Genomic DNA, 14,621 nt, shown 5'->3' on the forward strand with positions numbered 1-14,621 from the left:
TGGCCTCAGACGGTTGGATAGCCGGTGATCTCGATGTCGTCGCCGAGATGTTCGATGGAAATGTCCGTTAGCAGCATTGCTTCGGCGATCGAGTCTGCTCCGGCGCCGGAAACGGCATTTGGTGCTTCGCGGCCTCCGATAATGAATGGAGCAGCGATGAATGTAACTTTATCAACAAGCTTTGCATCGCAAAACGCGCCTGCGATCTCGCTGCCGCCTTCGACGAGGACGCTCTGAATGTTACGGCTTTTCAACTCGTCCAACACGCCTTTCAGATCGCGTCCGCCCATCGGCGATACGACGACTTCCGCACCCAAGGCTCGCAGGACGGACACTTTGCCAGCGTCATGGTTGTTAGTAAAAATTATTGTCGGCGTTTCACTGGCTGTTGAGATCAAATTAGAGACCGCCGACAGCCGCAGTTGATTATCGAGAACGATACGCACAAGCGGACGCCTACGCGGTTTGCCGCTGCGGTCTGTGAGGATCGGGTTATCGACAATCGCAGTGTTGCCACCGATGAGTATTGCATCATGCTCGTGACGAAGTTCGTGAACACGCTTAATAGCGTCGCCGCCCGACAAAGCAGTCGAAACGCTATGATTCAGCGAAATACGTCCGTCTAACGACATCGCAAGTTTTAAATGTACGAACGGCCTCTGCTTCTTATGCCAGCAGATGAATTTTTCGTTTTGTTTCGTCGCCTCATCTGCGAGGATACCTGTTACGACCTCGACACCGACGTTTCGCAGTGCTTCAAAGCCACCACCGGAAACAAGAGGATTTGGATCCTCTATCGGGCAAACAATGCGTTTGATGCCAGCGTTGATCAGAGCTTCGGTACAAGGCGGGGTTTTGCCGTGATGCGAATGCGGTTCAAGCGAGACATATGCAGTACCGCCTTTCGCATTGCCACCGGCTTGCTCAAGTGCACTGACCTCAGCATGCGTCACATTATCGTAAACATAAGTTCCTTCGCCGACAACCTCTCCGTCACCAGAAACAATGACGCAGCCGACAAGCGGATTGGGAGAAACTAAACCGATGCCCTTAGCGGCTAAGTCTATTGCGTGTTTAGAAAATAATACGTCAGACTGTGTCAAGGTTACTTTCTAGCCCCCGTGCGTCGAAAACCTAGATATTGCCGATCTATTTCCACTTGAGGATCATTTAATTCCCTTGTTCTTGTACAAATACTAGTATCCAGCATTTTCTTATGGGCATTCACACTTTCAGCGAAATATGCATAGACCAAATAGTCTTTGCCTTTGGAAAAACCATAGCCACACATACAACATTGGTAAGACGTGGAAACTCTTAGTATTTTAGATTGAGGTCCCTTCCACGATTCGCTAACTTGGAATACAGCATAATAACCACCTGTCAGTCCGCCGTGGCGATCTCGCTCCTTAATTATTTTTATTACTCTTCCGACAAAAATAGCATCGGCATCATCTTTCGCAGACTCCACACGCTCTTTCTCCGAGACTCCAACTCGACTTCGGATACAAGTACACGCGGAGACAATCCCTGCGGACCCAAGAAAGAATGTAAAGAATAATAATGCTATAAGAAAACGGTGTTTCATAATCCATTGCTAGTTAAACAACCCATTAACATAACTATCCGCGTCGAAAACCATTAGGTCGTTGACCTGTTCGCCGATGCCGACGTAGCGGATCGGGAGGTTTAGTTCCTTTGCGATGGCGACGGCGATGCCGCCTTTGGCTGTGCCGTCGAGTTTGGTTAAAACAATGCCGGTGACGTCGGCGGTTTTCATGAATTGGCGTGCTTGTTCGAGTCCGTTCTGGCCCGTGACGGCGTCAATGACGAGCAAAGTCTCGTGCGGAGCGCCCTCGACCTCGCGCGAAGAGATGCGTTTCATCTTTTCAAGCTCGGCCATCAAATTTGCCTTGTTGTGCAAGCGTCCGGCAGTATCGACTATCAGAACATCGCTGTTTCGAGCCTTTGCCGCCGCCAAAGCGTCGAACAAAACGGCCGCCGGGTCAGTTCCCTGCTTTTGCTGGATCAATTGAACGCCCGCGCGCGTTGCCCAGATCTCGAGTTGGTCGTTCGCCGCCGCTCGAAAGGTATCAGCCGCACAGATGAGCACATCGTTGCCTTCGTCCTTGATGCGTTGGGCGAGCTTGCCGATGGTGGTGGTTTTGCCGACGCCGTTTACGCCGACGACCATCAAGACGTAGGGCTTGATCGATTCGTCGATGGTGCGTTCGTCGGCGACGCCACGTTCGGTCGAATGTCGGAGAATGTCGAGCAGCTCCTTCTTCATCGCGGCTTTCAAAGCGGTAAGATCGCTGATCTCTGCCCGCGAAACGCCGCGTCTCACGCTGTCAAGCACCTGCATCGTCGTCGCAACGCCGATGTCGGTCGAGATGAGCATTTCCTCAAGCTCGTCCAGGAACGCTTCGTCGATCTGCTTTCGCCCCTCAAAGATCGTATCGAGCCGGTTATTGATCGAATGCCGCGTTTTCTCAATCGCCTTCGTAAAGCGGACGCCGATCTCACGCTCAACGGCCTCTTCCTGGGCCTTTAGCTCCTCGATCGATTTATCGAGCCCAAGCACCGATGTCGAGAATTTGTCTTCCTTCTTCCTACGCCAAAAAAACGCCATATAGTATGCACCGCGAGCTATCTCGCAAACTAAAGAGTATAAAAGAATATTGAAGGTCGAACAAACTTCTGTCAGAACCGTGAGCGATAGCGAATGGGTTCTTGCCAAGTCAACGGTATAAGTGCTACATTTCCGGGCGGAAAGTGAGAGTATTAATTGGTGAAAGACGAAATGCGAAATGGTGCTTACTTTGGCTTAGTATTGTTCTTTACCCTTTTACTACAAAGCTGCGCCTCTCATCCAACCAATTCCGAACAGCTAGAGTCTCAATCTAATCCAAAAACTCAACCTACCGAAGATCGACCGATCTCACACGAGCTCCGTCCGTGGCATTCTGCCAATTACCGTGGTCTTGAGGTCGGAAAATCTACGGACAAAGACACACTGCGTGTTTTGGGTAATCCTATTTCGATTATTGAAACACCATTAAACAACACAGCAAAGGGTTACAATTACGGAGGAGCGGATAGTTTAATTGTTCGTATTGATCGGAAATCGCACATTATTAGTTGGATAGAGACAAACCCAAAAAACATTTCCAAAACCGACATTATCAAAGAGTTTGGCAACAACTATATGCTCATCGTCTATGGTCGCGACCCTTGTTTTATAGAAGGTAAGTCGAGCCAGCCATATGTAAGCTCTTTTGAAAAAACGATTAATACAGCGAACACTCAATCTGTAGTAATGGAGTACCGTGAACTGGGTTTAAGTATTAGATTTAGAGGTGAGAATGAGAAATTTATGTATGATAATGAGGTTTATCAAATCAATTATTTCAGTGATAAGTGGCCTATTGGAACAACTTCCTCACTATGTGATAAACCGCAAAAAGGGCTTTCATTCATCGCTTGCGGTTGCGGTTGCTGTGGTGGAACAATACCGATGAAGAAGTGCATTTACCGGTCAAAAGGCGACGATATAAAAAAACTAGTAGAAGAAGATCGAATATGGACGGGCCCGCAATGTGCGACGGTTGGATGCAGTCCAGGTATCAAATATGTCTATTGTGATTAGAATCGCCAATTTGAACCTAAAGGTTTTTTTTTGTGTGAAAAGAACATTTCTTCACCGTAAAACAAACTTTCTCCGCCAGAAATAAAGGTTTCTCGATCGGAAAAAACCTTTTCTCCATCAGAAAAAAACATTTCTTCCCAGGAAAAAAGACTTTCTCCACTAGAAAAAACATTTTCTCGACAGGAAAATGACATTTCTCCACAGTAAAAGAAGCTTTCGCGACAGGAAAATAATCTTTCTTGACCAGAAAAGAAATTGTTTTGGCGTGGAGGGTTGCAGAATTTGGGCGTTTTGTATTAAAATTCCGCCACTTTGTTATGTCAGTTGCTCCCGCAGCTTACTTCGCCGGAGCTTTTGATAAATCTACGGCAAAGTTGGAGAACACAATGGCAAATTCAATTGGAACAGTTTCGGACAGTGAATTATTGTTGATCGCATCACAGGTTTGGGAAGTGTTGGACGCGAGTACGGCGGAATATCCCGGCGTGACCGGGCCGCAGGTTGACGACCTGAACACTTTCAAAAATACATTTAACACCGACCTTATCGCACACGTCGCGGCACAGGCTGAAGCCAAATCGAAGACGGCGGCAAAGGAAGCTAGCCGCGACAACGTCGAAGCTCAGTTACGGCTTTTGCGAAACGTAGCGAAGGCTGGCGGCGCAACCGACGCGGCGATGGCAGCACTCGGCATTCCGACCGGTGACGCTTCGGCTCCGTCGAACGCAACCGTGCCTGCCGTGACGGTCAACACTTCCGAACGTCTGCGGCACACACTCGAATGGCGCGACAACGCGACGCCCGAAAACCGCAAAAAACCGCGCGGCGCGATGGGCGTCGAGATCTGGGTCAAGATCGACGGCCCGCCGCCCGGCAGCGAAAAAGATTGCATCTTTCTCACGCTCGACGCCTTCACGCCCTATTTAGCCGAATACGACGCCGCCGAAGCCGGAAAGGTCGCCCACTACATGCTCCGCTGGCGCATGCGAGACGGCTCCGTAAGCGCCTGGTCCGAAACCATCAGCGCCACGATCACCGGTTAGTTTTCCTGACTGTAAAGATAAGGCCGTTGTGGTGAACATGACGGCCTTTTTGAAAAATCGCCTAATTGCTATATACCGGATTACTAACGATTTCGATCCGATATTGATTGGAATATCGAACTAAACCATCACGAGGCTCCTCGTCCCAGAAAAAAAAGGTCAGGCGAGCTTCTCGCTCAGTTGCGGTAGATGGCTCAAAACGGGCAGACTTTGCTGCCGCAACAGCAGTGCCCTTTAAAAAGCGATGGCCGCTTTCAGCGGTTGCGGAGGTGACATTACCTTCATGATCGACCTTCACAGTGACGACAACTTCTCCTCGTGCTCGAATCGCTTTCGCAGCAGCAGGGTAAGGCGGCTTTGGCAATACAATTGGCTTAGGAAAAGCAGCGCCGGAAGATAAAACGCAACAAACCCGACTTGTATCGACGGTCAGTTCGACATTGTCGGGATTCGGACCGCCATCAACGATCTTAAGAAATAGACGAAGGTCGTAAAACTTCCCAAGCGTTAATAAATGATCGCCAGGAGACAATGCAATCTGAAATTCGCCATTGATGTCTGTTACAGCACCAGAGTACTTTTCATTTTCCATTATCGCCAAACCGCCGATAACAGCTCCTTTCAAGTCTTTTATCGTGCCGGTGACTTTATAGGTTGTCTGTGGTTGCTGACTGAAGGCCGGTATTGCCAGCGAAAGTATAAACAACGTCAGAATTGATCTCATGCCCTAAACAGATGTGACCAATCGATAAATGGTTGTTTTTAGCTCCAATGGATTGTGAGCACAGTTTGAGCCTATTATTTCAACCGTTCGTCTTTTTCGATGCGGCCGTCGCGGATGGTGATGACGCGGTGGGCGCGTTCGGCGATGTCGGGTTCGTGGGTGACGACGATGATCGTGTTGCCCTCGTCGTGAAGGCGTTCGAAAAGATGCATGATCTCGATGCTGGTCTTGGAGTCGAGTGCTCCGGTCGGTTCGTCGGCGAGAAGGATCGAAGGATGATTCACAAGCGCCCGAGCGATCGCTACACGCTGACGCTGTCCGCCGGAAAGTTCATTAGGCCGATGCGTGACTCGGTCGCCGAGTTCTACCGCAGCGAGAGCCGCGTGGGCCTTTTCCTGACGCTCGGCAGCACGCATACCGGCGTAGATCAACGGAAGTTCGACATTGTGCAAAGCGGTCGCTCGTGCAAGAAGATTAAATGTCTGGAAAACAAAGCCGATCTCTTTGTTGCGGATGCGGGCGAGTTCGTCGTCGGTCATGATCGAGACGAGATTGCCGTTGATCCAATAGTCGCCCTTTGACGGCGAATCGAGACAACCGATAAGGTTCATCAGCGTAGATTTGCCCGAACCCGACGGGCCAATGATCGCGACGTACTCACCTCTTTTAACGTCAAAAGAAACGTCGCGAAGCGCATGAAGTTCCTCGGTGCCCATCTGGTAGGTCTTCCAAATGTTCTGCATCCGAATGATCAGATCTTCAGGCGGCGGAGCCTGCTTGCCGTTACCGTTTTCTTCGTCCATAAACCTGTACATCGTTGGAAGTCTGGAGTCTTAAGTCTGGAGTCTGGAGTCGGAGAAAATTTGGATCGCCTAAAGACTCCGAACTCAAGACTCCACACTGTTCTTAAGACTTATTAGCCGCTTCGCCTTCTTTCTTGGCTTGCTTCTTTACGAGAGTTCCGTCTTTTAGCGTGTTGAGAACGCGGCTTGGGCCTGTGATCACTTCTTGCCCTGGCTCGAGTCCTGAAATGATCTCGCGGTCAGATTCGCCGATGATGCCGGTCGTGACTTCGACAAACTTTGCCTTGTTTCCTTCGAGCACAAAAACGCCGGTTATGGTCTTAGGCTTGTCCGCAGTTGCAGGAGCATCGCCGGCAAGCGTCGGAGTCGGCGAAGCGTCAGGTTTCTTTTCGATCACGGCTTGAAGCGGAACTGCGACAACTTCATTAACTGTCTTTGTTGTGATCTCAGCAGTTGCACTCATGCCCGGACGCAGACCATTGCGAATTTCTTCCGTCAGGTCCATTAACTCGATGACCACGCGAAATTCTTTTGCTTCCTGAACGTTGATGTTTGTCGAAAGCCCGCCGCTGGTCTGCGATTTGCCAACGGCAAGCGGAGTTTTTTGCGTGACTTGGCCAAGAATTTCTTTGTCTCCAAAAGCATCGACCTTGATCTTTGCCTTTTGACCGACCTCGACTTTATCGATGGATGTTTCATCGACCTTTACCTCGACGTTGATCGAGGACATATCTGCGATCGTCAAAAGTGCCGTTGTCGAAAGTCCGGCGACTGCGAAAGTTCCGACCTTGGAAGGTATCTCTGCGATCACCCCGTTGATCGGCGCTACCTGCAGCGTTTTGTCACGCTGATTTCGCTGACCGCGCAATGTCGCAGACTGTTGGTTGGCCCTCGATTGGCTCGACTCGACACTCAGATTGGCAGTATCGACCGCACGACGTGCGTCTTTAACAGCAACGGCTTGTTGATTCACTCGTGCGGTGGCATCTTTTATTGACAACTTTCTGGAATCAAGATTTGCCTTAGCGGTTTCAAGCAATACCTTTGCGTTATCAACGCGGTCTTTAGCCGCGTCATAGATCTGACGTGCGATGACACCGCTTTCCAGCAGCTGCGCGTTGCGCTTGAATTCTCGGTTCGCCGCGTTCAATTCAACCTGCGCTTTGTCCACATCCGTTTGCGCCGTGATAACGCCTTGTCGAGCAGAGTCAACGGCAACCTGCGCGACATTCATCTGCTGCTGCGATTGAGCATAGGCATTCTGGGCAGCGATGACTTGCGACTGCGAAATCCGAACTTCGTCTTGAGCTCCTTGCAATGCCGCCAACTGAGCGTCGGTGTTAGACTGAAGCTGATTCGGATCGAGCTTTACAAGAGGCTGGCCTTTCGTGACGTGGTCGCCTTCCTTAACGTAAATTTCCTCGATGCGTCCCTGCACCTCGCTCGTCAGATTCATGAACTGGATCGGCCGCACTTCACCTGATGACGTTACGGTGGAGCGCAGTTCTTTTCGCCTTTCAAGTTTAACGACCGTAACCTCAGGCGTGTCTGAACGTGTCGCAAAGACACTCGCGATAATAATGATCAATAGAAGCAGCCCGGCGCTGACGCCGATTATGATCTTGCTTTTACGGCTCAATGCCATATTTATCTTTTTCCTCTCATCAATTTAGATCTTTACTGCTAAAGTATATCGGATCGGAGCAGTTAATTCGCAACAACCGGATACTACGACGCTTTTTTGCCCATTGTTTCAAAAAAGTCAGGCTTGACGGCGGTTTTCGGAATAACCCGGAACCATACTGTATATTTGACGTAAATTTGCGGTAGAATTAGCTTTTACGAACAAAGGCTTAGGTTGTAAAATATCAGATAACCTTAGCTGTTAACGACAGGCTTGAACGATTAACTAAATGATCAAATGTCACACATGCCAAACCGCGAATCTTGATACATCTCGATTTTGTGATGAATGCGGAGCGAGATTGGTACATACTTCTTCGCCACAACCGGATTATATTCCGCCGCAGATTGAACAGCCGGTTGCGCAGGCTGCGAATTTCGGCTCGATCAGTATGGCTCCGCTCGCAGTGGAACCGCTTGCTGAAGGTTCTGCTGATGAGTCCGGCGAACAGACGGTTAAACATGCTCACGCAACTTTAGTGATCGAGCGAGGCGGAACGCCGGGAACGGAATTTACGCTGATAAACGACGAGTCGACCATCGGCCGCTGGGATGCCGATAACGGAATTTTTCCGGATGTAGATCTTGACGCTTACGACGACGATGCTAAGGTGTCTCGCCGTCACGCACGGATTAGCCGAAACAACGGATCATATTTTATAGAGGACCTTGGTTCGACGAATGGAACATATGTTAATCGAGGCCGAAGACTTTTACCGGGCAACATCCAAATACTGAACGATGGCGACGAAGTGATCGTCGGCAAAACTTTTTTACGCTTTTTGGTGACTCGTTGACTTGCTGAAAGATTGTCGAAATTCATGACTTTATGTAACAAATGCGGCTCCGAGATTGCTGCGGATCAACTTGCGTGCCCGCTCTGCGGAGCTGTAATTGAACTTCCGTTTTCGCGTCCCGTTATATCCGACTTTGACAGCACCCTCAGCATGCCGTTTCCCGAAAATACAAAACCTGAATCAGACACATCAAAATCTGAATTTGGTGAAGAGACGATCGAAGATCCGACCAGTACAGAAGCCGCTGTAAACGCAAAAACTCTCGAATCAGAAAATTTTGAAGAGTTTGTATCACCTTCGATCGAATTGTCGTCTAGCGATCTTATCCCTGATCAAACGCAGGAAGAAAAGATCATAACCAACGACATTGGACCTTCGGATGAAATTCATGGCGCTGAGGTTGATCTTGTCGTTGAAACTGCGGTTACGGGCTTATCCGCTTCGAATGATGATAGCGAGGTCGGAAAGACCTCCGGCCTAAAGCCCCTGATCGCGGGCATAATTTTAAATTCTCGATATGAGATCGTTCGTAAGATTGGCGGCGGCGGCATGGGAGCGGTTTATCTCGCACATGACCGAAACCTCGGCGGCATTGAAAGGGCCGTTAAGGAAATGATCCAATCGACGATCGAGGAGGAGCAGCAAAGGAAGGCCATCGAAGATTTCAAACGCGAGTCCACGATACTTTCAACTCTCGATCATCCATCTATACCGACGATCTACGATTATTTTTTTGACGAAGGCGAGAGTCGTTTTTATCTCGTCATGAAATATATCGGAGGCGGCGACCTCGCAGCCCGATTGCGAACAACTCCCGGCGGGCGGATCGATGAAAAAACTATTACTGAATGGGCTTTACAGATCGTTGATGTTCTATCGTACCTTCACACGCTGCCTACGACTATTGTTTATCGCGATCTCAAACCATCGAACCTGATGATCGACGAGAAAACGGGCAGGATCATGCTTATTGATTTCGGCATTGCCCGTTCAATAGATCAAGGACGCGAACATGGCGTAACAGCAGTCGGAACGATGGGCTATGCTCCGCCGGAACTGTTCAGCGGCAACGTCGAACCGCGTTCCGATATTTACAGCCTTGGTTCGACGATGTTTCATTTGCTGACGGGAGCCGATCCGCAGAATAATCCCTTGCTGATCTTTGATTTCCAAAAAAACCCGCGGCCGCGACAGATAAATCCGCAGCTCTCAGATCAGATGGAGCGTATCTTGATGCGGTGTGTTGAATATAATGCGGACGCCCGATTTTCGAGTGCGGCAGAGATGCAGCACATCTTGTCGCAACATCTTGAGAATCTGAAAACAGGCAGCGTCACTTACGGAGTAACAGAAATTCCCGAGGCCGTGAGCCTCGCATATCAAAATGTCTTTTGCGGATTTTGCGGCCAGCGAATTGTTGCGACCGATCTTTTTTGCGCATTTTGCGGAGCCAAACAACCAATAGCGCAGCGCGGCGTCCACTCGGAGATCTACGGGCGAACAGCTCTGACTGCAAAGTTGTTTATTGATGGCACAAGTGAGTTAGACGCACCGGTTTTTTCTATTGAGAAGAATGACACGCTGCTTGGGAGAAGGGATCCGGTTTCTAATATTTTCCCTGAGGTAGATCTATCCAGATTTGATCCACAGACAAAGATCTCTCGCCAGCATGCCCGTATTTGGCGCGATGGCGGAAATTTCTTACTAGAAGATCTCGGTTCTTCTAATGGCACGACGGTTTTGTCAGGTAACAGCGATTCAGTTCGCCTAATGCCGCGTCAGCCGCATGCATTAACGAACGGCGATAAAATTCGTATCGGAGATACTACGTTACATTTTCTAGTTGGATGACGATAATTAACGCTTAGTTATGGAATACGCCGTGCAGCCGGAGGAACTTTCAAGTACCATATTTCAAATGGAAGAGCCAGTCCAAATTTTTGCCAATCAGGTAAGTGCCCCGTTCTATTTGCGGTGTGCTGCACTTTTTGTCGATTATATGCTTTTGCTGGCTCCGCCAATAGTAGTGCTTGTTTCTGGAAGATCCTTTGGCGAAATTATAGGCAGCAGTGGTATATCAAGTTTTGCCTGGTATGTTGTCCTTATCTTGTGGTTGATCAATTTTCTAGCGTTTCCTTTATTTTCCGGTCAAACCTTTGGGAAAATGCTCGCTGGCATCACGATGGTCAAGACCGATGGATCTCCGGTGAGGCTCGGTAATTTGATACGAAGAAATGTCGTCGGTTATTTACTGACAGCCCTTACCTTTGGGCTGGGATTTCTGCTCGCGGTCGTTAATAAAAGCGGCCGTTCGCTGCACGATTTTATTGGCGGAACGATAGTTGTTCAGGGTCGTAGGAAACGCGTCTAGATATGGCTGAATTGCTCATCAATCATTCAAACGGAGCTTCGGACAAGTTTCCGCTGACTCGCCTGCGTGTGACGATCGGACGTTCGGCACGAAGTGAGATCTGTATTCCGGATGCGTTTGCCTCAAGGCTCCATGCAGAAGTCAGGCAAGAAGGTGATTCGTTCTGGCTCCACGATCTTGGGTCGGCAAATGGCACGCGTTACAACGGTGTTCCGGTAAAAGAACCGCTTCGATTGCACTCCGGCGGCGAGATACAGATCGGTGAAACAAAGATCGTATTTAACGACAATGGCCAACCGTTGAAGAACATAAGTTCGACATTAATTGCCGACAGCACTCAAGCCCTGGACCCTTCTAATACGGTCTCATTAGCGACCAGAAAAAATCCTACGACCGATATCTTGGATTCTTCGTTATCGAGTCGTACCGACCTTCTCGGCTTGATAAGCAAGGTTGGCGTCGCTCTTCTTTCGTCCAGCGGCCTTGACGAGACTTTGAATCAAGTGGCTTCGCTTGTGTTTCAAGCCGTGCCTGCCGAACGGGTCATCATCATGCTTCGTGACGATAAATCGAAAGAGGGCATGGAGATCAAGGTTGCCCGCACGCGAGGAGTTGATGAGCCGATAAGCGAAGTCCGAATTAGCCGAACAATTATGAACGAGGTTGTCGAGAATGGAAAATCCGTTCTTACATCCGACGCGCAACAGGATCCAAAATTTGCAAGCCAAACGCTCATATTGCAAGGGATTCGCTCGGTGTTGGCAGTTCCGTTGAGTGTCAACGAATTTGATGTTTTTGGAATAATCTACGTGGATTCACCCACCCATTCAGCGACATTCAATACAGAGCATCTCGATATTCTTACCACTTTAGCGTCAGTTGCGGCAATTCGGGTTGAAAATGCGAGCCTTCTCGATGAACGCATAAACCGGGAAAGAATGGAACGCGAACTCGAACTGGCAACAGAGATCCAGCAGCGTTTTCAACCTTCAGGGCCGCCCGTCATCGATGGTTACGAATTTCAGGGCATTTCGTTTTCGTGTTATGAGATCGGTGGCGACTATTACGATTTCATCCCCTGTAACGATGGATCTATGCTCATCGCTCTCGGTGATGTGTCGGGCAAAGGAACGGCTGCGGCATTGCTGATGTCGAGTCTGCATGCCGCAATTCATGGACAGGTTGCCGCAAAAACACCGCTGGTCGGAGCCATTGTCTCAGTAAACCAATATTTGACAGAAAACACACCGACCAATCGTTTTGTGACTCTTTTTGTTGCTGAGCTTGAGCCGGTAACCGGGAAATTGACGTATATTAATGCCGGCCATAATCCGCCTTTGATCGGTCGAGCAGACGGCACCGTAGAACAACTATCCTCCGGTGGACTACCGCTTGGCCTTATGCCTATGGCAGAATATGAAGTCGGTGAAGTTGCCCTTAATTCTGGTGACGTACTCATTATATATTCCGACGGTGTATCTGAGGCAAATAACCTCGCCGAGGAAGAATTTGGCCTCGATCGCCTAACAAATGTACTCAAGGCCAATCTTCGAAACACTGCATCCGGCATTCGCGATAAAGTAGAGTCAGCTCTTTCCGCATTTACCGGAACCGCACCCGCAAATGACGATATCACGCTCGTGATCGTCAAAAAGCTCTAACAGTCGTTAAAACTTGTTGACCGCGGACCTGCTTTTGCAATAAAATTGTATAGGCTTGTTATCACAGGCCGTCCCGCCATGCCTCCTGAAAAGCGAAAAGTCAGCCTAATTTATTTTGTTACCGCTACGCTCTTGCTTGTCGGGCTGGTTCCGCTTGTCCTAACAGGCTGGATTTTGTCCGATAAGAGCGGGCGAGAATTACGAGCGGCTGAAAATCGATATCAGATCCAACTCGTTCAGGAAAAGGCCCGGCAGATCGAGATGTTCGGCAAACGTTTTGGTGACCTTGTTTCGAGTATTTCGGTCGCTCTTGAATTATCAAATGATGTTTCGATCGTCTCGTCTCCTCAAACCGAACTAAAACTTGGTTCTATTCTCAGAGAAAATCCGGATCTTCTTGCACTTCATGTAAAACCATCTACTGGTGAATCGCTTTCAGTATTTCGCTCGGAAACGATAAACAAGATCGATGTCGAATCAATTTCTGACGAGGTCGCTTGGCGTTCAGATGACGAGAAACTTGAGATCGGCGTTCCCAAAAAGATCCCATCTAGCGGCGAAACCACTATGGCATTTGGTTCCACCGTAAAAATAGACGGTGAGAACGCGGCGGAGGTCGTGGCGATCGTATCGCTACGTGATATTCAGCGAAGTGTTGTCGGCATGGTTCCATCACGCGAAGAAGATCTATGGAACTCAGGTTTGCCGATAATCTTCGTTGTCGATCAAACCGGTGCAGCCGTCTTTCACCCAGATCAAACTCTTGTGTCTGAGCGAAGGTCGCTTGGCGATCTCAAGATCGTCGGCGAATGGCTCGAAGCCGGAGAAACTGTTCAATCTGCACTCGTGCCTTTCACTGCGGAATTTCATGGCAAAAAGCATGAGATGATCGGAGCATACTCCACCGTCAACCTTGGTAAAAACACACAATTAGGCGTCATCACGATGCAGGATGAAAGCAAGGCTCTCGCGTCGGTCGGCGAGATGCGTGCACAGACATGGCTGATCAGTATGATCTTTGCGGTGTGTGCTTTGGTCGTCGGCTTTATCGGTGCCCGATTTATGACTGCCCCGCTCACTCGACTTGTTAGCGCCGCGAAAAAGATCGGTGCAGGTGATTTCACTACCAGAGTCGAAACCGGAAATTTGACCGAGATCGGAACGTTGGGCGAAACGTTCAACGTCATGACCGACAAGATCGAAGAGCAGATCAATAGCTTGGCCAAGGCTGCGCAGGAAAATCACGAACTGTTTGTCGGCACTGTCAAAGCCCTTGCTACGGCGATCGATGGAAAAGACAAATACACACGCGGTCATTCCGAACGGGTCGCTCGTATTTCAGTTGCGATGGGCAAACGTCTTGGAATGGACGAGAAAGAACTCGAAACACTTCGAATGAGTGCCCTGCTGCACGATGTGGGCAAGATCGCGATCGATGACTCCATTCTAAAAAAATCTGCCGCACTGACCGATGCCGAGTACGAAATAATGAAAACGCATCCTCAACGTGGTTACAAGATAATGTCGCAAATTCCGGGTATGGACGCTTACCTTCCGGGAATGTACATGCATCACGAAATGGTCAACGGCAAAGGTTATCCGCAAGGATTGACCGGCGATCAGATTCCGCTGCAGGCGAAGATCGTTTCTGTCGCAGACACCTTTGACGCTATGACAATTGACCGGCCTTATTCGAAAGGCATGGACCTACCGTCTGCATTGGAGCGGCTAAGAAGTTTCGTCGGCACGCGTTATCAAGGCGAAGTCGTCGAAGCTCTCGTTGACGCCTGTAATTCCGGCGAAGTTGCTAACGGCATCGTTCGTCAGATGGCCGAAAAGCGTGCGGCCAATGAAGAAGCAAAAATTTCCGCCAAATTAGTGGCATAGAAC

Annotated in this window: 14 protein-coding genes; 7 read left to right on the forward strand and 7 right to left on the reverse strand. The window is 49.3% G+C overall.

Annotated elements, in window-relative coordinates; all coding sequences use genetic code 11:
• Window positions 1-5: 5 nt before the first annotated feature.
• The 3 genes from ribD to ftsY form a co-directional block, all read right to left on the reverse strand.
• The gene (ribD, locus tag IPL32_15610) at window positions 6-1,103 is read right to left on the reverse strand and encodes a bifunctional diaminohydroxyphosphoribosylaminopyrimidine deaminase/5-amino-6-(5-phosphoribosylamino)uracil reductase RibD (GenBank protein MBK8467244.1); all 1,098 of its coding nucleotides are present in this window, start codon (window positions 1,101-1,103) and stop codon (window positions 6-8) included.
• 2 nt (window positions 1,104-1,105) lie between these two features.
• Window positions 1,106-1,471 carry a hypothetical protein gene (locus tag IPL32_15615; GenBank protein MBK8467245.1) on the reverse strand — a complete coding sequence of 122 codons (366 nt, stop codon included), beginning with the start codon at window positions 1,469-1,471 and terminating at the stop codon, window positions 1,106-1,108.
• A gap of 126 nt (window positions 1,472-1,597) precedes the next feature.
• Entirely contained in the window at window positions 1,598-2,632 is a 1,035-nt protein-coding gene (ftsY, locus tag IPL32_15620; GenBank protein ID MBK8467246.1) for a signal recognition particle-docking protein FtsY, read from the reverse strand.
• A 159-nt stretch (window positions 2,633-2,791) separates the two neighbouring features.
• Between ftsY and IPL32_15625 the strand changes: the two genes are divergently transcribed.
• The gene (locus IPL32_15625; protein MBK8467247.1) at window positions 2,792-3,649 is read left to right on the forward strand and encodes a hypothetical protein; all 858 of its coding nucleotides are present in this window, start codon (window positions 2,792-2,794) and stop codon (window positions 3,647-3,649) included.
• Here the strand turns inward: IPL32_15625 and IPL32_15630 are convergent.
• Window positions 3,646-3,843: a hypothetical protein gene (locus IPL32_15630; protein ID MBK8467248.1), complete on the reverse strand. Its 198-nt coding sequence runs from the start codon at window positions 3,841-3,843 to the stop codon at window positions 3,646-3,648. The genes IPL32_15625 and IPL32_15630 overlap by 4 nt on opposite strands.
• 192 nt (window positions 3,844-4,035) lie before the next feature.
• On the opposite strand from IPL32_15630, the gene IPL32_15635 reads away from it, so the two are divergent.
• A complete protein-coding gene (locus IPL32_15635; GenBank protein ID MBK8467249.1) occupies window positions 4,036-4,692 on the forward strand; it encodes a hypothetical protein in 657 nt (218 codons plus the stop codon).
• Between the two features lie 61 nt (window positions 4,693-4,753).
• Here IPL32_15635 and IPL32_15640 read toward each other — a convergent pair whose 3' ends face one another.
• The 3 genes from IPL32_15640 to IPL32_15650 all read right to left on the reverse strand — a co-directional run bounded on the left by IPL32_15640 (window position 4,754) and on the right by IPL32_15650 (window position 7,864).
• The gene (locus IPL32_15640; GenBank protein ID MBK8467250.1) at window positions 4,754-5,284 is read right to left on the reverse strand and encodes a TonB family protein; all 531 of its coding nucleotides are present in this window, start codon (window positions 5,282-5,284) and stop codon (window positions 4,754-4,756) included.
• Window positions 5,285-5,490: 206 nt separating this feature from the next.
• Entirely contained in the window at window positions 5,491-6,168 is a 678-nt protein-coding gene (locus IPL32_15645) for an ABC transporter ATP-binding protein (protein MBK8467251.1), read from the reverse strand.
• A gap of 154 nt (window positions 6,169-6,322) precedes the next feature.
• Window positions 6,323-7,864: an efflux RND transporter periplasmic adaptor subunit gene (locus tag IPL32_15650; protein MBK8467252.1), complete on the reverse strand. Its 1,542-nt coding sequence runs from the start codon at window positions 7,862-7,864 to the stop codon at window positions 6,323-6,325.
• A 430-nt stretch (window positions 7,865-8,294) separates the two neighbouring features.
• Between IPL32_15650 and IPL32_15655 the strand changes: the two genes are divergently transcribed.
• The 5 genes from IPL32_15655 to IPL32_15675 all read left to right on the forward strand — a co-directional run bounded on the left by IPL32_15655 (window position 8,295) and on the right by IPL32_15675 (window position 14,618).
• Window positions 8,295-8,699: an FHA domain-containing protein gene (locus IPL32_15655; protein ID MBK8467253.1), complete on the forward strand. Its 405-nt coding sequence runs from the start codon at window positions 8,295-8,297 to the stop codon at window positions 8,697-8,699.
• Between the two features lie 24 nt (window positions 8,700-8,723).
• Window positions 8,724-10,550: a protein kinase gene (locus IPL32_15660; GenBank protein ID MBK8467254.1), complete on the forward strand. Its 1,827-nt coding sequence runs from the start codon at window positions 8,724-8,726 to the stop codon at window positions 10,548-10,550.
• A gap of 19 nt (window positions 10,551-10,569) precedes the next feature.
• Complete coding sequence (locus IPL32_15665) at window positions 10,570-11,070, forward strand: RDD family protein (protein ID MBK8467255.1); 501 nt, start codon at window positions 10,570-10,572, stop codon at window positions 11,068-11,070.
• Between the two features lie 2 nt (window positions 11,071-11,072).
• Window positions 11,073-12,731 carry a SpoIIE family protein phosphatase gene (locus IPL32_15670; protein MBK8467256.1) on the forward strand — a complete coding sequence of 553 codons (1,659 nt, stop codon included), beginning with the start codon at window positions 11,073-11,075 and terminating at the stop codon, window positions 12,729-12,731.
• A gap of 78 nt (window positions 12,732-12,809) precedes the next feature.
• Complete coding sequence (locus IPL32_15675; GenBank protein MBK8467257.1) at window positions 12,810-14,618, forward strand: HD domain-containing protein; 1,809 nt, start codon at window positions 12,810-12,812, stop codon at window positions 14,616-14,618.
• Window positions 14,619-14,621 lie beyond the last annotated feature (3 nt).

The organism is Chloracidobacterium sp. (genome assembly GCA_016711345.1).
Classification (GTDB): Bacteria; Acidobacteriota; Blastocatellia; order Pyrinomonadales; family Pyrinomonadaceae; genus OLB17.